Genomic DNA, 21677 nt, shown 5'->3' on the forward strand with positions numbered 1-21677 from the left:
ACATGATTTCACTGGAAAGTTTCCAGCAACGCCGTCAGGCGCTGTTAGCGAAAATGGTTCCGGGCAGCGCAGCGTTAATCTTTGCCGCGCCTGAAGTAACACGCAGTAACGACAGTGAATATCCGTTCCGTCAGAACAGTGACTTCTGGTATTTCACCGGCTTCAATGAGCCGCAGGCGTTACTGGTACTGATCAAAAGTGATGAGAACCACAATCACAGCGTGCTGTTTAATCGTGTGCGCGACCTGACTGCAGAAATCTGGTTTGGCCGCCGTCTGGGACAGGACGCGGCGCCCGCTAAACTGGGTGTGGATCGTGCTCTGCCATGGAACGATATCGGTGAACAACTCCACCTGCTGCTGAACGGTCTGGATGAGGTGTATCACGCGCAGGGCCAGTATGCTGAGGCTGACAAGTTGGTGTTTAGTGCGCTGGATAAACTGCGTCAGGGCTTTCGCCAGAATCTGAGTGCACCGGCTAGCCTGACTGACTGGCGTCCCTGGGTGCATGAGATGCGCCTGTTTAAAAGCCCTGAAGAAATTGCGCTGTTGCGTCGCGCAGGCGAGATCAGTGCGCTGGCACATACTCGCGCCATGCAAGCCTGTCGTCCAGGCCTGTTTGAATATCATCTTGAAGGCGAAATTCATCACGAATTTAACCGTCATGGTGCGCGCTTCCCGTCTTACAACACTATCGTAGGCTCCGGTGAAAACGGCTGCATTCTGCACTACACCGAAAATGAGTGTGAGATGCAGGATGGCGACCTGGTGCTCATTGATGCGGGATGCGAATTACAGGGTTATGCGGGCGATATTACCCGGACTTTTCCGGTTAATGGCAAGTTCAGCCCGCCACAGCGGGCTATCTACAATATCGTACTCAAATCCTTAGAAACGGCACTCGCCCGATTCCGTCCCGGCGTCAGCATCCGCGAGGTTAATGATGACGTTGTGCGCATTATGGTCACTGGCCTGGTTGAGCTGGGCGTAATGCAGGGCGAGGTGGATGCACTCATCGCCGAAGACGCGCATCGCAAATTCTTTATGCATGGCCTGGGCCATTGGTTAGGTCTGGATGTCCACGATGTGGGGCACTACGGCACGCCAAGCCGCGATCGTATCCTGGAACCGGGCATGGTTATCACGGTTGAGCCGGGGCTGTATATCGCGCCAGATGCGGATGTGCCTGTGGAATACCGCGGTATCGGCATCCGCATTGAGGATGACATCGTGATTACTGAAAACGGTAACGAGAATCTTACCGACAGCGTGGTGAAAGACCCCGATGCCATTGAGGCACTGATGGCGGCGGCACGCGCAGTATGACCATTCTTATCGCCGGTGGTGGAATGACCGGCGCCACGCTGGCGCTGGCGATTTCACACCTGACACAGGGCGCACTGCCCGTGACGCTGATTGAAAGCAGCGAACCTGCCAGCCGCACGCATCCGGGCTATGACGGGCGTGCGATCGCGCTGTCTGCGGGCACCTGCCAGCAACTTGCTGATATCAATCTCTGGCAGCGTATTTCACCCTGTGCGACACCCATCACCACTATCCATGTTTCCGATCGCGGTCATGCCGGTTTTGTATCCCTGGCCGCCCGCGATTATGCGATTCCCGCGTTGGGGCACGTGGTTGAGTTATTCGACGTAGGACAGCAGCTGTTTACGCAGCTTAAGCAGGCACCTGGCGTCACACTGCGTTGTCCGTCACGCGTAACTCAGGTGGCCCGTACCCAGGAACGCGTGCAGGTTACGCTTGATAATGGTGAGCAGTTGGAAGGCGAGGTACTGGTGGCCGCTGATGGCACCCGTTCTGCCGTTGCTGCCGCCTGCGGCATTCAGTGGCAGACAGAGGCCTATCAGCAGTTGGCGCTTATCGCCAACGTCACCAGTGAGCGTCCTCATCAGGGCCGGGCATTTGAACGCTTTACCGAGTTTGGCCCCCTGGCGCTGCTGCCAATGTCAAACAACCGTCTGTCGCTGGTGTGGTGCCATCCGCTGGAGCAGCGCCCGCAGGTAGAAAGCTGGAACGACGAGGTATTCCTCAGCCAGCTTCAGCGCGCCTTTGGCTGGCGGCTGGGCAAATTCACCCATACCGGCAAGCGTGATGTTTATCCGTTGGCGTTACAGCAGGCCAATCCTGCGGTTTCCCATCGTGTAGTCACCGTCGGAAACGCTGCGCAGACGCTGCATCCGATAGCCGGTCAGGGATTTAACCTGGGTCTGCGGGATGTGATGTCACTGGCTGAAACCCTGGCCAATGCACATCGGCAGCAGCAAGATCCCGGTAGCTACGGGGTTTTGCAGCACTACCAGCAACGTCGCCAACAGGACCGGGCCATTACCGTGGGCATCACTGACGGGCTGGTACGTCTGTTTGCTAATCGTCATGCGCCGCTGGTCGTCGGGCGCAACCTGGGCTTGCTGGCAATGGATCATCTGCCGTGGCTGAGAAATCTTCTGGCTGAGCGTACGCTCGGCTGGGTTAAGCGTTAACTGAGAGGCACTGATGCAAACTTACGATGTGGTGATCGCTGGCGGCGGAATGGTAGGGCTGGCAGTGGCCTGCGGTCTGCAAGGGAGCGGATTACGCATTGCCGTGCTGGAACAGTCGGCCGAGCCGCAATTTGATGCAGGCGCATCTCCCTCTGTGCGCGTATCCGCGATTAATGCGGCCAGTGAACGTCTTTTGCAAAAGCTGGATGTCTGGTCAACTATTTTGTCCCTCCGGGCCAGCCCTTATCAGGCGATGGAAGTCTGGGAGCGTGACAGCTTTGGCGCGATCGCATTTGATGGCGAGCAGCAGGGGCTGGCGCATCTTGGGCACATCATCGAAAATCCCGTGATCCACACCGCCCTCTGGCAGCGTGCCAGCAACTGCAGTGATGTCACGTTACTGGCGGCTTCACAGCTACAGCAAGTGGCATTTGGCGATAATGAAGCCTTTATTACGCTGCAAGATGGCAGCATGATGAGCGCGCGGCTGATGGTTGCGGCGGACGGGGCCAACTCCTGGTTGCGTAACAAAGCCGACATTCCCCTGACCTTCTGGGATTACGACCACCATGCGCTGGTGGCGAATATTCGTACAGCCTTGCCCCATGGCGGCGTGGCTCGTCAGGTCTTTCACGGCGATGGCATTCTGGCGTTCCTGCCCATGCAGGATCCGCATCTTTGCTCAATCGTCTGGTCGCTTTCACCTCAGGAAGCCAGCCGCCTGGAAGCCATGCCAGAGTCGCTGTTCAATCAACAGTTGTCCGTCGCGTTTGATATGCGGCTGGGGCTGTGCGAGCTGGAAGGGGAACGCAAGTGTTTCCCGCTGACGGCACGTTATGCACGTAACTTTGCCGCTCACCGACTGGCGCTGGTGGGCGATGCGGCGCATACCATTCATCCGCTGGCAGGGCAGGGCGTCAATCTGGGATTCATGGATGCCGCAGAGCTGATCGGCGAAATTCGTCGCCTGCATCAGCAGGGCAAAGATATTGGAGAGCACCTTTATCTACGCCGCTATGAGCGCAGTCGTAAACACAGTGCAGCAATGATGCTGGCCGGGATGCAGGGCTTCCGTGAATTGTTTGCAGGCAACAATCCTGCCAGGAAGCTGTTTCGCGATTTGGGCCTGAAATTAGCCGATAATCTGCCGGGCGTGAAGCCGATAATGCTCCGTCAGGCAATGGGCCTGAATGATATGCCAGAGTGGCTTCGCTAACGCCATCCTGCAGCGAAAAGCCAGCATTCGTGCTGGCTTTTTTTATCGCCTTAATCCGCTGCACCATAAAAATGCAGTGCTGCACCCTGATTGCGCCTCATTTGATTTATTCTAATTTTGCCTGATGTTTCGCATTACTTTTTTTTATCCCTGCGCCTTTTCGTCCCGCTATTTTTTTAACATCCTGCCAGGCTTCGCGCATAAAATTGCTGCGTATAAATCACCATGGCGTATTTATTGCGTGGCTAATCACAAAATTACAGTTTTTTGTCCTGTTTGCCTTTCTCCCTGGTTAGGCTGTGCAACGTCTTTCGACCTCGCTTTGCTTATGGTTAATCGTCAGATTCGGTGGTAACGTCAAGGCAAAGAGAACGTTTGCGTCGGCAACATGGCGGCGTGGTTTCAAACTCACTCGTTTCTGCACAGGATGGTTATGACTCAGCACACACCGTTGTTTGAACAGCACCAGGCAAATGGCGCGCGGATGGTGGATTTCCACGGCTGGATGATGCCGTTGCACTATGGCTCGCAAATAGATGAGCATCATGCTGTACGCAGCGATGCCGGCATGTTCGATGTGTCGCATATGACGATTGTTGATGTGAAAGGTGAGCGCACGCGCGAGTTTCTGCGCTACCTGCTGGCAAACGATGTCGCCAAACTGACCCAGCCGGGCAAAGCGCTCTACACCGGCATGCTGAATGCCTCCGGTGGCGTGATTGACGATTTGATTGTTTATTTTATGGACGAGACGTTTTTCCGTCTGGTGGTCAATTCCGCGACGCGTGAAAAAGATCTGGCCTGGATCAGTGAACATGCCCAGGGTTACGGCGTCGCGTTAACAGAGCGTGACGATCTGGCGCTTATCGCTGTACAAGGCCCGCAGGCCCAGCAAAAAGCGCAAACGTTATTCAGCGATGCGCAGCGCCAGGCGGTGCAGGGCATGAAACCCTTCTTTGGCGTACAAGCCGGAGAGCTGTTTATCGCCACCACCGGCTATACGGGCGAAGCGGGCTATGAAATTGCGCTCCCTGCCGCCGAAGCCGTCGCGTTCTGGCAGCGCTTGCTGAGCGCAGGCGTCAAACCTGCGGGACTGGGCGCACGTGATACTTTGCGTCTGGAAGCGGGCATGAATCTCTACGGTCAGGAAATGGACGAGAGCGTATCACCGCTGGCGGCCAATATGGGCTGGACGCTTAGCTGGGAGCCAACTGACCGCAACTTTATTGGACGTGAAGCGCTGGAAAGCCAGCGAGCAAAGGGCACTGAAAAACTGGTTGGGCTGATTCTGACGGAAAAAGGCGTACTGCGTAACGGCTTGCCGGTACGTTTTACCGATCAACAGGGTCAGATGCAGCAGGGTGTGATCACCAGTGGTTCTTTCTCCCCTACGTTGGGTTATAGCATTGCCCTGGCCCGCGTGCCGGCAGGTATCGGTGAGAACGCGATTGTTGAAATCCGTAACCGTGAAATGCCTGTAAAAGTCACTAAACCGATTTTCGTTCGCGCCGGAAAACCGGTTGCGCAGTAACATATAATTACAGGAGAAATGGCGATGAGCAATGTGCCAGCAGAGTTGAAATACCGCGACAGTCACGAATGGCTGCGCAAAAATGCGGACGGTACCTATACCGTTGGTATCACCGAACATGCGCAGGAGTTACTGGGCGATATGGTGTTTGTTGACCTGCCTGAGGTCGGTGCCACCTTCTCTGCCGGAGAAGAGTGCGCCGTCGCCGAATCGGTCAAAGCCGCTTCAGATATTTATGCGCCCGTCAGCGGTGAAATTGTGGCAGTGAACGATTCCCTGAACGATTCCCCTGAACAGGTGAACAGCGAGCCTTATGACGGTGGCTGGTTATTCCAGATCAAAGCCAGCGATGAGTCCGAAATTGACTCGCTGCTGGACGCGGATGCTTATAAAGCCTCCATCGACGAGTAATCGTTGTGCGGCCTCTTATCGGGGCCGCACATATCTGACTTGCATTCTCTGTTCCCCAGCCCGATTCAGGATTTACAGCTCATGACTCAGACTCTCAGCCAGCTTGAACACAACGGTGCCTTTATCGAGCGCCATATTGGTCCGTCGCCAGAACAACAGGCCGTCATGCTGGAGGCGATCGGTGCCAGCTCTCTGGCGTCGTTGATTGGTTCTATCGTCCCCGCCGACATTCAGCTGCCAGGCCCGCCCGCTGTCGGCGATGCCGCAACTGAACAACAGGCGCTGGCTGAGTTAAAGGCCATTGCCGGACAAAACCTGCTTTATAAATCCTGGATTGGCATGGGATACAGTGCGGTGATCACGCCGCCGGTAATTTTGCGTAACATGCTGGAAAATCCGGGCTGGTACACGGCTTATACGCCCTATCAGCCAGAAGTCTCGCAGGGCCGCCTTGAGGCACTGCTTAACTTTCAGCAGGTCACGATTGATCTGACCGGCATGGACATTGCGTCCGCTTCACTGCTGGACGAAGCCACCGCCGCCGCTGAAGCGATGGCGATGTCAAAACGCATCAGCAAACTGAAAAATGCCAACCGGTTCTTTATCGCTGACGATATTCATCCACAAACGCTGGATGTGGTGCGTACCCGCGCCGAAACCTTTGGCTTTGAACTGATTATCGATAGTCCGGCCAAAGCGTTGGATCACGACAACCTGTTTGGTGTGCTGCTACAGCAGGTCGGCACCACCGGAGAAGTACACGACTTTACCCACCTGATTAGCGAGCTGAAAGCGCGCAAGGTGGTGGTGAGCATGGCATCCGACTTTATGGCGCTGGTGCTGCTTGAGTCGCCGGGCAAACAAGGGGCGGACATTGTATTTGGTTCCGCCCAACGCTTTGGTGTGCCAATGGGCTATGGAGGGCCTCATGCCGCCTTCTTCGCCAGCCGCGACGAGCACAAGCGCTCTATGCCAGGCCGTATTATCGGCGTTTCCCGCGATGCGGCAGGCAATACCGCCCTGCGTATGGCGATGCAAACCCGCGAGCAGCATATCCGTCGTGAAAAAGCCAACTCCAACATCTGTACTTCACAGGTGCTGCTGGCCAATATCGCGGGGCTGTATGCGGTGTTCCACGGGCCGGTTGGACTGAAACGTATTGCGTCGCGTATCCATCGCTTCACCGATATTCTGGCTGCCGGCCTCCAGCGTGGCGGGCTGAAATTGCGTCATAGCCACTGGTTTGACACGCTGACGGTAGAGGTTGCAGATAAAGCGGGCGTGCTTAACCGTGCGCTGAGTTTTGGCGTTAACCTGCGTAGCGACATTCATAATGCAGTCGGCATCACGCTGGATGAAACCACGCGCCGTGAAGACATCAGCACGCTGTTCGCTATTCTGCTGGGTGATGAACACGGTCAGGATATCGACCAACTCGACAGCCAGGTCGCGGCTGACAGCCAGTCGGTTCCGGCCGGGCAGCAGCGTAAAAGTGAAATTCTCTCTCATCCGGTGTTTAACCGTCATCACAGTGAAACTGAGATGATGCGCTATATGCACAGCCTGGAGAAAAAAGATCTGGCACTGAATCAGGCGATGATTCCGCTGGGTTCCTGCACCATGAAACTCAACGCGGCCGCCGAGATGATCCCCATCACCTGGCCTGAATTTGCCGAACTGCATCCGTTCTGCCCGGCAGAACAGGCGGGTGGTTACCTGCAAATGATTGGGCAGCTTTCACAGTGGCTGGTACAGCTGACCGGTTACGATGCCCTCTGCATGCAGCCTAACTCGGGCGCGCAGGGGGAATATGCCGGACTGTTAGCGATTCGTCGTTACCACGAAAGCCGTGGTGAAGGTGAACGTCATCTTTGCCTGATTCCCAGCTCGGCGCACGGCACCAATCCGGCCTCAGCGCAGATGGCAGGCATGGATGTCGTGGTGGTAGCCTGTGACAAACAGGGCAATATCGACCTTGGCGACCTGCGTGAAAAAGCGGCTCAGGCCGGCGATAAACTGTCATGCATTATGGTGACCTATCCCTCCACCCACGGCGTTTATGAAGAAACCATCCGTGAGGTGTGCCAGATCGTGCATCAGCACGGTGGTCAGGTTTACCTTGATGGTGCCAACATGAATGCACAGGTGGGCATTACCACGCCAGGCTACATCGGCGCAGATGTTTCGCACCTCAACCTGCACAAAACCTTCTGCATACCGCACGGCGGTGGCGGCCCGGGAATGGGACCGATCGGCGTGAAAGCCCATCTGGCCCCGTTTGTTCCGGGACACAGCGTGGTGCAGATTGATGGCATGCTGACGCAGCAGGGCGCCGTCTCCGCCGCGCCATTTGGCAGCGCATCCATTCTGCCTATCAGCTGGATGTATATCCGCATGATGGGGGCAGAAGGGCTGAAGCAGGCCAGTTCGGTCGCGATCCTTAACGCTAACTATATTGCCAGCCGCCTGAAATCGGCCTATCCCATTCTTTACGCAGGACGCGATGGTCGCGTGGCGCACGAATGTATTCTCGATATTCGTCCGTTAAAAGAGCAAACCGGCATCAGTGAGCTGGATATTGCTAAGCGCCTGATCGACTATGGCTTCCATGCGCCGACCATGTCATTCCCGGTAGCCGGAACGCTCATGGTGGAACCGACAGAATCGGAAGGCAAAATCGAACTGGACCGTTTCATTGATGCCATGCTGGCGATTCGCATGGAAATCAGTCGGGTTGAGCAGGGAGAGTGGTCACTTGAGGATAACCCTCTGGTCAATGCGCCTCATACGCAAACGGAAGTCATCGGAGAATGGTCGCATCCCTACAGCCGTGAGCTGGCCGTGTTCCCGGCAGGCGGACACAATAAATACTGGCCGACGGTCAAGCGCCTGGATGATGTCTTTGGCGACCGTAACCTGTTCTGTTCGTGTGTGCCGATGAGCGACTATGCTTAAGTCAGGTTAACGCATTTATTTCTGAGGGCCGATTTTCGGCCCTTTTTTATGGAGACAGCCATGCAACTCGCACTCGTTACCGGCGGCAGTCGCGGCATTGGTCGCGCGACGGCCCTCTTACTGGCGTCCCGAGGCTACCGGGTGGCGGTAAATTTCCGCTCACGCGCCAGTGAGGCCCATCAGGTTGTGGATGAGATAGTGCGTCAGGGCGGTGAGGCTTTTAGCGTTCAGGCCGACATCAGTGATGAAGCGCAGGTGATGTCGCTGTTTCAGCGGCTGGATCAGGAAGATCTGCCGCTCACGCTGCTGGTGAATAACGCCGGCATACTGTTCCAGCAATGTCGCCTTGAGCAACTGGATGCCTCGCGTATTCAGCAGGTTTTTGCCACCAACGTGCTTGGCCCCTTTCTCTGCAGTCGGGAAGCTGTCCGGCGCATGGGAACCCATCATGGCGGGCAGGGCGGTAGCATTGTTAATGTGTCGTCTGCTGCGGCCCGCACGGGGTCGCCAAATGAATATGTCGATTACGCAGCATCGAAAGGCGCGATGGATACGATGACCAAAGGCCTGTCGCTGGAAGTCGCTCAGCAGGGAATCCGTGTCAATGGCGTACGTCCGGGGATGATCTACACCGAGATGCATGCGGACGGGGGCGAGCCGGGCAGAGTCGACCGGCTGGCCAGCGGAATTCCAATGGGGCGCGGCGGTTATGCCGAAGAAATTGCAGAAGCCATCGTCTGGTTAGCCAGCGATGCCGCCTCTTACATCACCGGCAGCATTATTGATGCCGCCGGCGGGCGCTAAAATTATGCCGCAGCAGAGCGCTGCGGCACGGACTTACAGTTTTTCGCCGTTGCTGGCGATAACCTGTTGATACCAGGCAAAGCTCTTTTTCTTCGCGCGCGAGAAATCGCCGCTGCCGTCGTCGTTTTTATTCACATGAATAAAACCGTAACGTTTGTTGTACTGACCGGTGGTGAAAGACACACAGTCTATACAGCCCCACGGCGTGTATCCCATAAGATCCACACCATCATGTGTGACGGCTTTCTTCATCTCTTCAATATGTGCGGCCAGATAATCAATGCGGTAATCATCCTCGATGACGCCCTGTGCATTCGGTTTATCGATGGCACCAAAGCCATTTTCCACAATAAACAGGGGCTTTTGGTAGCGCTCGTACAACTCGTTAAGCGTATAGCGCAGGCCAACGGGATCAATCTGCCAGCCCCAGTCTGAGGCTTTAACATGCGGGTTTTTAACCGCGCCTTCAAAACCGGTAATGGGGTCATCTACGCCGCTGGCGCTGGTCTGCACGGCAGTACTCATGTAATAGCTGAAACCCACGTAATCCGCGCAGCCATTACGCAGGGTTTCAGCATCTTCAGCTTCCATTTCAATGTGATAGCCTTTGCGCGCCCACTCTTTCAGTGCATAAGCCGGGTAGTAACCCCGCATCTGCACGTCACTGAATACATAACGTTGATGCATCGCTTCCTGCGCCAGCAGGACGTCATCCGGATGGCAGGAGAAGGGGTAAACCGGCACCATGGCGATCATGCAGCCAATCTGAAAGTCCGGGTTGATCTCATGACCCAGCTTCACCACTTTGGCGCTGGCAACAAACTGATGATGCATGACCTGATACATCGCCTGTTCAGGTTTTTCATGTTCAGTGAAAATAACGCCTGAGCAGCAGTAACCAAACAGCGGATATTGCCAGTTACGCTGATTATTAATTTCGTTAAAGGTCATCCAGTATTTTACTTTGTTCTTGTAACGCTTCAGTACGACTTCACTAAAGCGAACAAAGAAATCGACGACTTTACGGTTATGCCAGCCACCGTATTCTTTAACCAGGTGATAGGGCATTTCAAAATGGGAAAGGGTAATAACCGGCTCAATACCGTATTTAAGTAATTCATCAAACAGATCGTCATAGAATTGTAGACCGGCTTCATTGGGTTGCAATTCATCGCCATTCGGGAAAATACGGGTCCAGGCAATTGAGGTACGGAAGCATTTAAAACCCATCTCAGCAAACAGCGCAATATCCTGTTTGTAATGAGAGTAAAATTCAACAGCCTGATGATTAGGATAGAATTTTCCGGGCTGGACGCCGTCAGTGATGACCCGGTCCACACCATGCGAACCGCCGGTCAGCACATCGGCAATACTGATGCCTTTACCGCCCTGATCCCAGCCGCCTTCCACCTGATGTGCCGCGACCGCACCGCCCCACAGAAACGTTTTTGGTAAGCTCATTACGCTCTCTCCCCTGACAATAAAATTGGGCTGAGTGTAGCAAAGCACTTAATAATGTCACGCTATAACACCGTAGCAAAAAAGGGATTTGTTACGGCGAAAAAACGCCTTGTTTTATTTACCCAGTTTTCGACCCAGAGACTCAATAATATACATGACCGGGACCTGAGTCGTAATATCGCTGTGGTCTGCCATTCGTATCACCGGTACATGATAAGACACCGTAAAGTCGCTCATTTTTGCCAGTGAGCAGGTTTCACTATTGGTGATGGCAATGATTTTACACTTATTCAGGCTGAACTGACTGGCGATACGCAGCACTTCTTCCGTTTCGCCGGAAACAGAAAGGATAATAGCCAGGGCGTTTTCATATAAGCTCGGACTCACCGGATAATAAGGGTCGTCAATGGCATGGCTGAACTTACCGACGTTCGAGAAAAAGCGCGCCCCATATTTTCCCAGGCTTCCCGATGTTCCCACGCCAATAAAAAACACCCGCTCAGCCAGATTGATCATCTCTGCCGCCTGACGCATGACCTGCTCAAACTCATCGTTGTTGATGCTTTTAAAGAAACTCAGCATATCCGCGACGCCCGAGACCGGCAGCACAGGGGCCGTTTGCTCCTGCGCCAGACGCAGCCGGATACGAAATTCTGACCAGCCTTCACACTGCATTTTGCGACAAAAACGCAATACGGTGGTGGTCGACACCGCTGCCTGCTCGGCCAGATCGCGGATGGTCATGTAACTGACACTGTCGCGATGTTTGATGATGTACTGATAAACCTGCATTTCAAGATCGTTCAGGGTGGCAAGATCGTGATGCGAGAACATGGAAAAACTCATCAGGCAATTGACTAGCCAGCATTTTACCAGAAATCGCGCAGGGGTTGACCGCAATAATTATTTTAAGCTTACACTTGTACACTGAAACTTTTTCTGGGTACTCTGTTGCACGATAAATCTGCAGTTGTTATCACTTTTCAGGCAGGAATGTTATGACTCACAAAAGTTTACCGACGCAGGGTTATCCACTGGCAGAGGAAATTGCCAACAGTATCAGTCACGGGCTCGGTTGCCTGTTTGGGATTGTAGGATTAGTGCTGTTGCTTGATAAGGCAATGGCGATGAACGCTGGAATAACCACTATCGTCAGTTCCAGCCTGTACGGCGGCAGCATGATCCTGCTGTTTCTGGCCTCAACGCTTTACCATGCTGTCAGCCATCCGCGTGCTAAGCGCGTGCTGAAAAAAGTTGACCACTGCGCTATCTACTTGTTGATTGCAGGCACTTATACGCCGTTCCTGATGGTGGGGTTACAGTCGCCTCTGGCCTATGGATTAATGGCGGTCATCTGGGGCCTGGCGCTGCTGGGGATTCTTTTTAAGCTGACTATCGCCGATCGCTTTAAGGTGCTGTCCCTGGTTACTTATCTTTGCATGGGATGGCTTTCGCTGATTGTGGTTTATCAGTTGGCGATGAAACTGTCGGCTGGCGGGATCTGGCTGCTGGCGTTGGGCGGCATTATCTATTCCCTGGGCGTGATTTTTTACGTCGCGCGTCGGGTGCCCTTTAATCATGCTATCTGGCACGGTTTTGTTTTAGGCGGCTGTATTTGCCATTTCTGCGCCATCTACTTCTACGTTATGTAAAGAAAAAAGGGCGGGACAAAATCCCGCCCCTGAACTCAGCCTTCTTCCAGCGAGTAAGGCAAGGGCTGAATCTGCAGCTTACCGCCTTCATCGCCTTCAACGCGTAGTACGCTGTCCGGCTCCAGATCGTTGTTCATCACGACCTGCACCCAGGTCACGCCATCGTCCAACTGGACCGCCGCAAGAACGGTGCCCGTGCGACGCCAGCGCTCGCCCATCTGCAGCTCAAGCGAGTCGTTAGCGGCGGGCAGGTGACTGGCCTGGCCTGACAGCCAGTAGAGCGCACGTTTATTCGCGCCGCGATACTTGGCCCTTGCCACCATTTCCTGGCCGGTGTAACAGCCTTTTTTAAAGCTAATTGCGTCCAGTGCCTGCATGTTTGCAGCCTGGGGAATAAACTGCGCGCTGGTAGCCGCGTCGATGACCGGAATACCGGCTTCGATATCTAACGCCAGCCACTGTGTGCTGTCATTGAACTGCGCATCCTCCGCCAGCCTCTGTTTCAGCGCTTCTGCCTGTGAAAGCGACGTGACCAGCAGAAAACGTTCTGCAGGATGTTCAAACCACAACAGCGTTGTATCGCCCTGCTGTACTACGGGAGTTGAGTGGTCGGGCAGCGTGTCAAAGACATTCGCCAGCGCGGCACGCGCCTGGAAACCGGCGACGCCCAGCAAAACGACATCGTCATCCGCCGCCAGAGTGACTTTAGAAAAAACGGCATATTTTTTCAGCTCAGGCAACTGCGTGTCTCGCAGCTCGCGACGCACCAAATAGGCATAGCCCTCACCACGATGAAACAGACGCAGGTTGCTCCACATCTTGCCCTTAGCATCACAGTGGGCGGCAGGCAGATGGTGAGCCGCATCCAGCGCTGCCACATCCAGAGTCAACTGGCCCTGCAAATAAGGCGTGCTGTCGGGGCCGACGACGGAAACCAGTGCCCAGGCATCCAGAGAGATTAACGTTAACGGCAGGCGTGACGAGGCTGCGGGCTGACGTGGGGGAAGCGTAAATGTTGGCATCGATAAATCCTGAGTATGAAGGTTCATCCGGAACAATGTCTTCAATGTTAAAAGAGCACACTGGCAATGCAACCTGTTTACTGAACAGGGCGCACAAAACGCGTACTGAGGCGTTAAAAAAACCTGACTCTGCGGCGCGTTGCACAGGGTGGTGTTGTTAGCCTGCAGTCAGCATTAATCCAGGGTACACTAGCGGCCACGATGTGAAATGTGGAAACTGTTGCATGGATATTGATGATAAATCACGAATTCACTGGGCCTGCCGTCGTGGCATGCTGGAGCTGGATATCGCTATTATGCCGTTCTTTAAGTACGAATATGACACGCTCAACGACACGGATAAGCAGGTGTTTATCGCCCTGCTGAAAAGTGACGATCCCGATCTTTTCAACTGGTTGATGAACCATGGCGAACCGGGCGATCCCGAACTGAATCGTATGGTTAAACTTATCCAGCAGCGCAATCGTGAACGCGGACCGGTGGCGATGTAACCTTCATCCCTCTTGGCACGCACGCACGACCTTAACCCTGACGCTGTTAATGACTATAGCAGGCGTCGGGATAATGGAACTGCCTGCGGCAGAGTGGATGATTAAGCCTGTCCTGGTCGCCGTAGTGCTGTGGGAAGGGTGGCGACAGGATCGCCGTTTACGCCAACGTCACGGCTGGTTACAGCGCGACAACAACCGCGACTGGCGCTGGCAAGGTGACAGCTGGCAAACGCAGCAGCCGTTGTACTGGTTACCCGGCGCGGTCTTGCTGGTCCTGCGCAACGGCAAAGGCAAGACTTTACGGCTCTGGCTGATGCAGGACAACATGCAGCCAGAGGAATGGCGCGCGTTACGGGCTCGCTGTTTCAGTGACACCTGACGCGCTGAACAAGGCTTCCAGAGCCATGTTGTCAGAACACGCTTCCCAGAACACTATTTGCAGAACAATGTTTCCAGAACAATGTTTCCTGAATAAGGTTTCCAGAATAACGCGCCCGGGACAGGGCTTTCAGAACACGGCTTTAAAGCACGGTTTTCAAAACATGTCTTTCAAAACATGGCCTTCAAAACAATGATTTCTGGATAACCCTGTCTGAAGAAGGTGAGTTAACAGCGGCTTCTTAGCTCCCGTTTCTGAACGGCGGTTTTTAACACCGCTTTCAGGGCAAGGGCTACAGAACAGGGGTTACAGCCGGTCGGCAGTCTCGGTCAGAATCTGTTCGCACCACTGTTCGACGCGCTCATCCGTCGCTTCAAACTGATTAACATCGTCCAGCGCCAGCCCGACAAACTGTTTGCCATCAGCGCTCAGCGGTTTGGGGCTGGTGAATTCATAGCCGTCCAGTGGCCAGTAGCCGACAAACTGCACGCCCATTGGCTGTAGCAGCTCATGCAGCATGCCCAAAGCATCCAAAAACCACTCGCCATAGCCAATCTGGTCGCCCATGCCGTACAGTGCCACTATCTTGTTATGCAGATTGAGAGTAGGTAATTGAGGCCAGATTGCCTCCCAGTCCTCCTGTAACTCACCAAAATCCCACGTAGGAATGCCCAAAATTAACAGATCATACTCTTCCATCAGACGCGGATCGTCATCTTTCACGTTGTGCAACGTCACTAACTCGTCACCAATAAAATCACGAATTTTCTCCGCTACGATTTCGGTGTAACAGGTACTGGAACCGTAAAAAAGACCAATTTTCATGCAGATAGTGCTCTGTTAATCCTGACTTTGGCGTAATTGTATCAGAAGCAGGGTTGAATCAGGCATAATGAGCACGATTTCATACTGAACGGTGGGGAAAACGTGCAAGATAGTGAACTGACAGAACAGTTTCTTGATGCGCTGTGGATTGAGCGCAATCTGGCGCAAAATACCCTGTCTTCCTATCGACAGGATCTGCAAACCCTCACTGGCTGGCTGGTGCATAACGGTTTGACGCTCACGACGCTGACTGCGCCCGATCTGCAACAGTTTCTCGCGGAGCGGCTTGAGGGCGGCTATAAAGCCTCCAGCTCTGCACGCCTGCTCAGCGCCATGCGCCGCCTGTTTCAGTACCTCTACCGCGAAAAGATTCGATCTGACGATCCCAGCGCGATGCTGGCAGCCCCCAAATTGCCCCAGCGGTTGCCAAAAGATCTGAGCGAGGCGCAGGTAGATCGCCTGCTGCAGGCGCCGGATGTCAATGTGCCGCTTGAACTGCGCGATAAAGCCATGCTGGAATTGTTATACGCCACCGGCTTGCGTGTCTCAGAACTGGTGGGACTGACCCTGAATGACGTCAGCCTGCGTCAGGGCGTGGTGCGGGTGATCGGTAAAGGCAATAAAGAGCGCCTGGTGCCATTAGGTGAAGAGGCGGTTTACTGGCTGGAATATTATATGGAGCACGGGCGGCCATGGCTGCTCAATGGGCAGACGCTGGACGTGTTCTTTCCCAGTAACCGCGCCCAGCAGATGACGCGACAAACCTTCTGGCATCGTATCAAGCATTACGCCACGCTGGCGGGCATCGACAGCGAAAAGCTTTCACCGCACGTGCTGCGCCATGCTTTCGCCACGCATTTGCTGAACCACGGGGCTGACTTACGTGTCGTACAGATGTTACTGGGGCACAGCGACCTCTCAACGACACAGATTTATACTCATGTCGCCACGGAACGTCTGCGACTGTTACATCAACAGCATCATCCGCGCGCATAACCGACGGATAGTAAGGAAAACAATGAACAAACATGTTGCCATGCTGGCGCTTCTGGCCAGCGCCTTTTCCGGATTGACCCACGCTGATGACAGCGCCATTCAGCTTTCCCTGAAAAAACTGGGTTTGCACCAGACTGAGATTCAACCTTCACCCCTGCCGGGTTTTAAAACCGTGCTCACCGAAAGTGGCGTGCTGTACGTTACCGATGATGGTAAACACATGATCCAGGGGCCGCTTTATGATGTCAGCGGCACTCAGCCGGTCAACGTCACGAATGCGCTGCTGGATAAGAAAGTTGAGGCGCTGGTCCCGGAAATGATCGTGTATAAAGCGCCAAAAGAGCAGCATGTGGTGACGGTATTTACGGATATCACCTGCGGCTACTGCCATAAACTGCATGAGCAAATGGCGGACTATAACGCACTGGGGATCACCGTTCGCTATCTGGCTTTCCCCCGTGAAGGCATGAACGGCAAAGTCGCCAGCGCCATGAAGGCCGTCTGGTGCAGCGCCGATCGCAACAAAGCCTTTGATGAGGCGATGAAAGGCGATGTGCCGAAGATGGATGCGCCAGCCTCATGCAATATCGATATCGGCAAGCAGTACCAACTGGGTGTGCTGTTCGGCATTCAGGGTACGCCAGCTATTCTGACCGACAGCGGAATGATGATCCCAGGCTATCAAAGCCCACAGGAACTCAAGCAGGTACTGGATAATCAAAAGCGTGGTGGTTAAGGCGTGGTAAAGCACGAAGTCGAACTACGTCGCCGTGAGGCGGTGGCCGATCAGCCGGCGTTACCGGCTGATTTACCGCCACTCTTGCGTCGGCTTTATCTGCAACGCGGCGTTACCGATGCCGCCGAGCTGGAAAGAGGCGCGAAAAACCTGCTGCCTTTCAGCGCACTAAGCGGCATAGACAAGGCCGTGAGTTTGCTTCATCAGGCTCTGCTGGATGGCCGCTGCATCATGATTGTGGGCGATTTTGATGCCGACGGTGCCACCAGTACCGCGCTGACGGTGCTGGCACTGCGCAGCATGGGATACAGCAACGTGCAGTATCTGGTGCCCAACCGTTTTGAAGATGGCTACGGTCTGAGTCCGGAAGTGGTGGAGCAGGCCAGAGCGCGCGGTGCCGAGATGATTTTGACCGTGGATAACGGTATCTCATCCCACGCCGGTGTGCAGGTGGCGCATCAGCACGGCATTGCGGTGCTGGTCACCGACCACCACTTGCCGGGCGAAACGCTGCCGGATGCTGATGCCATTGTGAATCCCAACCTGCCGGATTGTGATTTTCCCTCTCGCTCGTTAGCGGGCGTTGGCGTGGCCTTTTATCTGATGATGGCCCTGCGCGCGCATCTGCGAACCCAGGGCTGGTTTGGGGCCACGCGAGCGGAACCTAATCTGGCGGACCTGTTGGATCTGGTGGCGCTGGGCACGGTGGCGGATGTGGTGCCGCTGGATGCGAATAACCGCATCTTAGTGTGGCAGGGCCTGAGCCGCATCCGGGCTGGCAAATGCCGACCGGGAATTAAAGCCCTGCTGGAAATCGCCAACCGCGATGCCCGCCAGTTGGCCGCCAGCGACCTGGGTTTTGCGCTGGGTCCGCGGCTTAATGCTGCCGGACGTCTGGATGATATGTCTGTTGGCGTGGCGCTGTTACTGACCGACGATCTCAGCCAGTCACGCATGTTAGCCAGTGAACTGGATGCGCTTAACCAGATGCGCAAAGAGATAGAGCAGGGCATGCAGAGCGAGGCGCTGGCGTTATGCCAAAAGCTGGAGAGCGAGCAAAGCGATCTGCCGCTGGGGCTGGCCTTTTATCACCCCGAATGGCATCAGGGCGTGGTCGGCATTCTGGCTTCCCGCCTGAAAGAGCGCTTCCATCGCCCGGTCATTGCCTTTGCACCTGCCGGTGACGGCATGTTGAAAGGATCGGGACGATCGATTGCGGGTTTGCATCTGCGCGACGCGCTGGAACGTCTTGATACGTTGCATCCCGGCCTGATGCAGAAGTTTGGCGGCCATGCTATGGCAGCAGGACTGTCGCTGGAAGCGACGCGCTACGAGGAATTTCGGCAGCGCTTTGCCGACCTGGTGGGCGAATGGCTGGCCGGAGAAGCGTTACAGGGCGTTATCTGGTCGGATGGCGCGTTACAGCCCGCCGAGTTTTCAATTCAGACGGCGGAAATGCTGCGCGATGCCGGTCCCTGGGGCCAGTCCTTTCCTGAACCGGCTTTCGACGGCAAGTTCAGGCTACTACAGCAGCGCCTGGTCGGTGAACGTCACCTGAAGCTGATGGTTGAGCCGCTGGAAGGCGGGCCGCTGATTGACGGTATCGCGTTTAATGTGGATACCACGCGGTGGCCTGACAGCAGCGTGCGTCAGGTTGAACTCGCGTACCGGCTTGATATCAATGAGTACCGCGGTAACCGGTCGGTGCAACTGATTGTTGAACACCTCTGGCCGCTCAGCTAGCCGGGCAGGCGGGTTGCGCGGCACTGTTCCCCCTGTCGTCATGATTACCATCGTCACGCCCGTTTCGGCTTAGCCAGTCCATCTGACTGAGCCGAAAGATTAAGACCTGCGCATTTTCTCAACGCTACAAACTGCCGTCGGTTTCGGGTAAACTCGCAGGCTGAATTTCTTATTCCATCGAACGTAAAAAAGACGCTAAACACATGTTTGAAATTAACCCGGTCAAATACCGTATTCAGGACCTCAGCGAGCGCAGCGACGTTCTTCGGGGGTATCTTTGACTACGATGCCAAGAAAGAACGCCTTGAAGAAGTAAACGCAGAACTGGAACAGCCCGACGTCTGGAACGAACCGGAACGTGCTCAGGCGCTGGGTAAAGAGCGCTCCTCGCTGGAAGCCATCGTTAATACGCTCGATCAGATGAACCAGGGGCTGGAAGATGTGCAGGGGCTGCTTGACCTGGCGGTAGAAGCCGACGATGAAGAAACCTTCAACGAAGCCGTTGCTGAACTGGACGTGCTGGAAGGTAAACTCGGTGAACTTGAGTTTCGTCGTATGTTTTCCGGCGAGTATGACAGCGCCGACTGCTACATTGATCTGCAGGCCGGTTCCGGTGGAACAGAAGCGCAGGACTGGGCCAGCATGCTGATGCGCATGTATCTGCGTTGGGCAGAGGCGAGAGGGTTCAAGACTGAAATTATTGAAGAGTCAGAAGGTGAAGTGGCAGGCATCAAGTCCGTCACTATTCGCGTCTCTGGCGATTATGCATTTGGCTGGCTGCGCACCGAAACCGGCGTACATCGCCTGGTACGTAAGAGTCCATTTGACTCCGGTGGTCGCCGCCATACCTCCTTTAGCTCAGCGTTTATCTATCCGGAAGTGGATGACGATATTGATATCGACATCAATCCGGCCGACCTGCGTATTGACGTTTACCGTGCCTCTGGTGCCGGTGGTCAGCACGTTAACCGTACGGAATCGGCGGTGCGTATTACCCACGTTCCAACCGGTACGGTAACCCAGTGTCAAAACGATCGCTCTCAGCACAAAAACAAAGATCAGGCGATGAAGCAGATGAAGGCGAAGCTGTACGAGCTTGAGATGCAGAAAAAAAATGCCGAGAAGCAGATGCTGGAAGACAATAAGTCTGACATCGGCTGGGGCAGCCAGATCCGTTCTTACGTTCTGGATGACTCACGTATTAAAGATCTGCGTACCGGCGTGGAAACGCGTAACACGCAGGCGGTGCTGGATGGCGATCTGGACCGATTCATTGAAGCAAGTTTAAAAGCAGGGCTATAAGGAACCGACATGTCTGAACAACAACCGCAGAGCGCTGACGTTGCACTTGAGTTAAATAACGAACTGAAAACGCGTCGCGAGAAACTGAGCGTGCTGCGTGAAAACGGCGTGGCGTTTCCTAACGATTTCCGTCGTGATACCACCTCCGATCGGCTGCATGCCAGCTATGACGAGAAGAGTAACGAAGAACTGGAAGACTTAGGCATTGAGGTCAGCGTGGCTGGCCGCATGATGACGCGCCGTATTATGGGCAAAGCTTCTTTTATTACTCTGCAGGACGTGGGCGGCCGCATTCAGCTGTATGTGGCGCGTGACGATCTGGCCGAAGGCATCTACAACGAGCAGTTCAAAAAGTGGGACCTGGGCGATATCCTCGGTGCGCGCGGCAAACTGTTCAAAACCAAAACCGGCGAGCTGTCGATCCACTGCTCAGAGCTGCGCTTGTTAACCAAAGCCTTGCGCCCGCTGCCCGACAAATTCCACGGGCTCGCCGATCAGGAAACGCGCTACCGTCAGCGTTATCTTGATCTGATTGCCAACGATGACTCACGTAACACCTTCAAAATCCGTTCACAGATCATGGCCGGCATTCGCCAGTTCATGGTTGGACGCGACTTTATGGAAGTGGAAACGCCGATGATGCAGGTGATCCCGGGCGGCGCATCGGCGCGTCCGTTTATCACGCATCATAATGCGCTGGATATTGATATGTATCTGCGTATTGCGCCAGAGCTGTATCTGAAACGTCTGGTCGTGGGCGGTTTTGATCGCGTATTCGAGATCAACCGTAACTTCCGCAACGAGGGCATTTCGCCACGTCATAACCCAGAGTTCACCATGATGGAACTCTATATGGCTTATGCGGATTACAAAGACCTGATTGAACTGACCGAAAGCCTGTTCCGTACCCTGGCGCAGGACGTGTTAGGCAGCACCGTTGTGCCTTACGGTGAACAGGAATTCGACTTCGGTAAGCCGTTTGAAAAACTCACCATGCGTGAGGCGATCAAGAAATACCGTCCGGAAACTGATTTGGCCGATCTGGAGGATTTCGACAAAGCGGTAGCCATTGCCCAGTCCTTGCATATTAAGGTTGAGAAAAGCTGGGGCTTAGGCCGCGTAGTGACGGAAATCTTTGAAGAAACCGCTGAAGCGCACCTGATTCAGCCAACCTTTATCACTGAATATCCGGCTGAAGTCTCTCCGCTGGCTCGTCGTAACGACGAGAATCCTGAAATCACTGACCGCTTCGAGTTCTTTATCGGCGGACGTGAAATCGGTAACGGCTTTTCTGAGCTTAACGATGCGCAGGATCAGGCAGAACGTTTCCTGCAGCAGGTTAATGCGAAAGATGCGGGCGATGATGAAGCGATGTTTTATGACGAAGATTACGTCACCGCGCTGGAACATGGTTTACCGCCAACGGCTGGGTTAGGCATTGGTATTGACCGCATGGTTATGCTGTTTACCAACAGCCATACCATCCGTGACGTTATCCTGTTCCCGGCGTTGCGCCCTGGCTCAAAGTAATTATCAGCTGCTGGTTAAAGGCCGGGTGATTCCGGCCTTTTTCATTTCTGCTGCCCGCCACGCCTCACAATGTGCATCGACTTGAGTAATCCCCCCTCGTCTGCCAGGCTGACAATCTCAACC

The 21677-nt window shown here is 54.6% G+C and carries 19 protein-coding genes; 15 read left to right on the forward strand and 4 right to left on the reverse strand.

Annotated elements, in window-relative coordinates; translation table 11 throughout:
* Positions 1-2 precede the first annotated feature (2 nt).
* The 7 genes from pepP to FBY13_RS14310 all read left to right on the forward strand — a co-directional run bounded on the left by pepP (position 3) and on the right by FBY13_RS14310 (position 9417).
* On the forward strand, positions 3-1325 hold the full coding sequence (gene pepP / locus FBY13_RS14280) for a Xaa-Pro aminopeptidase (RefSeq protein WP_145394486.1): 1323 nt from the start codon (positions 3-5) through the stop codon (positions 1323-1325).
* Entirely contained in the window at positions 1322-2500 is a 1179-nt protein-coding gene (gene ubiH, locus FBY13_RS14285; RefSeq protein WP_145394487.1) for a 2-octaprenyl-6-methoxyphenyl hydroxylase, read from the forward strand. Before pepP ends, ubiH begins: the two co-directional genes overlap by 4 nt.
* 13 nt (positions 2501-2513) lie before the next feature.
* Positions 2514-3716, forward strand: a complete 1203-nt coding sequence (ubiI, locus tag FBY13_RS14290; RefSeq protein WP_096011781.1) for an FAD-dependent 2-octaprenylphenol hydroxylase — start codon at positions 2514-2516, stop codon at positions 3714-3716.
* Between the two features lie 433 nt (positions 3717-4149).
* Positions 4150-5247 carry a glycine cleavage system aminomethyltransferase GcvT gene (gene gcvT, locus FBY13_RS14295; RefSeq protein WP_145394488.1) on the forward strand — a complete coding sequence of 366 codons (1098 nt, stop codon included), beginning with the start codon at positions 4150-4152 and terminating at the stop codon, positions 5245-5247.
* A gap of 24 nt (positions 5248-5271) precedes the next feature.
* On the forward strand, positions 5272-5658 hold the full coding sequence (gcvH, locus tag FBY13_RS14300) for a glycine cleavage system protein GcvH (RefSeq protein ID WP_063880811.1): 387 nt from the start codon (positions 5272-5274) through the stop codon (positions 5656-5658).
* A gap of 81 nt (positions 5659-5739) precedes the next feature.
* Entirely contained in the window at positions 5740-8613 is a 2874-nt protein-coding gene (gene gcvP, locus FBY13_RS14305) for an aminomethyl-transferring glycine dehydrogenase (protein ID WP_096011779.1), read from the forward strand.
* 60 nt (positions 8614-8673) lie between these two features.
* Entirely contained in the window at positions 8674-9417 is a 744-nt protein-coding gene (locus FBY13_RS14310) for an SDR family oxidoreductase (protein WP_063880809.1), read from the forward strand.
* 33 nt (positions 9418-9450) lie between these two features.
* On the opposite strand, the gene FBY13_RS14315 is transcribed toward FBY13_RS14310, so the two are convergent.
* Positions 9451-10878 (reverse strand): 6-phospho-beta-glucosidase, encoded by a 1428-nt coding sequence (locus FBY13_RS14315; protein ID WP_063880808.1) that lies wholly within the window; start codon positions 10876-10878, stop codon positions 9451-9453.
* 114 nt (positions 10879-10992) lie between these two features.
* Entirely contained in the window at positions 10993-11712 is a 720-nt protein-coding gene (locus FBY13_RS14320) for a MurR/RpiR family transcriptional regulator (RefSeq protein WP_063881244.1), read from the reverse strand.
* Positions 11713-11876: 164 nt separating this feature from the next.
* On the opposite strand from FBY13_RS14320, the gene FBY13_RS14325 reads away from it, so the two are divergent.
* Complete coding sequence (locus tag FBY13_RS14325) at positions 11877-12530, forward strand: hemolysin III family protein (RefSeq protein WP_096011776.1); 654 nt, start codon at positions 11877-11879, stop codon at positions 12528-12530.
* Between the two features lie 35 nt (positions 12531-12565).
* On the opposite strand, the gene ygfZ is transcribed toward FBY13_RS14325, so the two are convergent.
* On the reverse strand, positions 12566-13552 hold the full coding sequence (ygfZ, locus tag FBY13_RS14330; protein ID WP_109717002.1) for a tRNA-modifying protein YgfZ: 987 nt from the start codon (positions 13550-13552) through the stop codon (positions 12566-12568).
* A gap of 224 nt (positions 13553-13776) precedes the next feature.
* Here ygfZ and sdhE point away from each other — a divergent pair, with 224 nt between their 5' ends.
* Positions 13777-14043 (forward strand): FAD assembly factor SdhE, encoded by a 267-nt coding sequence (gene sdhE / locus FBY13_RS14335; protein WP_063880805.1) that lies wholly within the window; start codon positions 13777-13779, stop codon positions 14041-14043.
* Positions 14018-14422 carry a protein YgfX gene (locus FBY13_RS14340; protein ID WP_145394489.1) on the forward strand — a complete coding sequence of 135 codons (405 nt, stop codon included), beginning with the start codon at positions 14018-14020 and terminating at the stop codon, positions 14420-14422. Before sdhE ends, FBY13_RS14340 begins: the two co-directional genes overlap by 26 nt.
* 306 nt (positions 14423-14728) lie before the next feature.
* On the opposite strand, the gene fldB is transcribed toward FBY13_RS14340, so the two are convergent.
* Entirely contained in the window at positions 14729-15247 is a 519-nt protein-coding gene (gene fldB / locus FBY13_RS14345) for a flavodoxin FldB (protein ID WP_063880803.1), read from the reverse strand.
* A gap of 102 nt (positions 15248-15349) precedes the next feature.
* Here fldB and xerD point away from each other — a divergent pair, with 102 nt between their 5' ends.
* The 5 genes from xerD to lysS all read left to right on the forward strand — a co-directional run bounded on the left by xerD (position 15350) and on the right by lysS (position 21554).
* On the forward strand, positions 15350-16243 hold the full coding sequence (xerD, locus tag FBY13_RS14350) for a site-specific tyrosine recombinase XerD (protein ID WP_063880802.1): 894 nt from the start codon (positions 15350-15352) through the stop codon (positions 16241-16243).
* A 22-nt stretch (positions 16244-16265) separates the two neighbouring features.
* The gene (gene dsbC, locus FBY13_RS14355; protein WP_063880801.1) at positions 16266-16979 is read left to right on the forward strand and encodes a bifunctional protein-disulfide isomerase/oxidoreductase DsbC; all 714 of its coding nucleotides are present in this window, start codon (positions 16266-16268) and stop codon (positions 16977-16979) included.
* Positions 16980-16982: 3 nt separating this feature from the next.
* On the forward strand, positions 16983-18722 hold the full coding sequence (gene recJ / locus FBY13_RS14360) for a single-stranded-DNA-specific exonuclease RecJ (protein ID WP_145394490.1): 1740 nt from the start codon (positions 16983-16985) through the stop codon (positions 18720-18722).
* Between the two features lie 203 nt (positions 18723-18925).
* Positions 18926-20024, forward strand: a protein-coding gene (prfB, locus tag FBY13_RS14365) for a peptide chain release factor 2 (protein ID WP_096011771.1) whose coding sequence is annotated in 2 segments (ribosomal slippage) — positions 18926-19000 and positions 19002-20024 — 1098 coding nt in all. Because the reading frame shifts where the segments join, the coding sequence is not laid out codon by codon here.
* Positions 20025-20033: 9 nt separating this feature from the next.
* Positions 20034-21554: a lysine--tRNA ligase gene (gene lysS, locus FBY13_RS14370; protein ID WP_063880799.1), complete on the forward strand. Its 1521-nt coding sequence runs from the start codon at positions 20034-20036 to the stop codon at positions 21552-21554.
* Positions 21555-21677: the final 123 nt, after the last annotated feature.

It is taken from the genome of Pantoea sp. SJZ147, from assembly GCF_007828605.1.
In the GTDB taxonomy this organism is placed as follows: domain Bacteria; phylum Pseudomonadota; class Gammaproteobacteria; order Enterobacterales; family Enterobacteriaceae; genus Pantoea; species Pantoea allii.

Bases quoted from the DNA above. Each gene is read 5' to 3' on its own strand.
- gcvH (WP_063880811.1), top strand. From the start codon at position 5,272: ATGAGCAATGTGCCAGCAGAGTTGAAATACCGCGACAGTCACGAATGG.
- fldB (WP_063880803.1), bottom strand. From the start codon at position 15,247: ATGAAAATTGGTCTTTTTTACGGTTCCAGTACCTGTTACACCGAAATC.
- gcvT (WP_145394488.1), top strand. From the start codon at position 4,150: ATGACTCAGCACACACCGTTGTTTGAACAGCACCAGGCAAATGGCGCG.
- ygfZ (WP_109717002.1), bottom strand. From the start codon at position 13,552: ATGCCAACATTTACGCTTCCCCCACGTCAGCCCGCAGCCTCGTCACGC.
- sdhE (WP_063880805.1), top strand. From the start codon at position 13,777: ATGGATATTGATGATAAATCACGAATTCACTGGGCCTGCCGTCGTGGC.
- ubiI (WP_096011781.1), top strand. From the start codon at position 2,514: ATGCAAACTTACGATGTGGTGATCGCTGGCGGCGGAATGGTAGGGCTG.
- ubiH (WP_145394487.1), top strand. From the start codon at position 1,322: ATGACCATTCTTATCGCCGGTGGTGGAATGACCGGCGCCACGCTGGCG.
- FBY13_RS14315 (WP_063880808.1), bottom strand. From the start codon at position 10,878: ATGAGCTTACCAAAAACGTTTCTGTGGGGCGGTGCGGTCGCGGCACAT.
- FBY13_RS14320 (WP_063881244.1), bottom strand. From the start codon at position 11,712: ATGTTCTCGCATCACGATCTTGCCACCCTGAACGATCTTGAAATGCAG.
- FBY13_RS14310 (WP_063880809.1), top strand. From the start codon at position 8,674: ATGCAACTCGCACTCGTTACCGGCGGCAGTCGCGGCATTGGTCGCGCG.
- gcvP (WP_096011779.1), top strand. From the start codon at position 5,740: ATGACTCAGACTCTCAGCCAGCTTGAACACAACGGTGCCTTTATCGAG.
- dsbC (WP_063880801.1), top strand. From the start codon at position 16,266: ATGAACAAACATGTTGCCATGCTGGCGCTTCTGGCCAGCGCCTTTTCC.
- lysS (WP_063880799.1), top strand. From the start codon at position 20,034: ATGTCTGAACAACAACCGCAGAGCGCTGACGTTGCACTTGAGTTAAAT.
- FBY13_RS14325 (WP_096011776.1), top strand. From the start codon at position 11,877: ATGACTCACAAAAGTTTACCGACGCAGGGTTATCCACTGGCAGAGGAA.
- pepP (WP_145394486.1), top strand. From the start codon at position 3: ATGATTTCACTGGAAAGTTTCCAGCAACGCCGTCAGGCGCTGTTAGCG.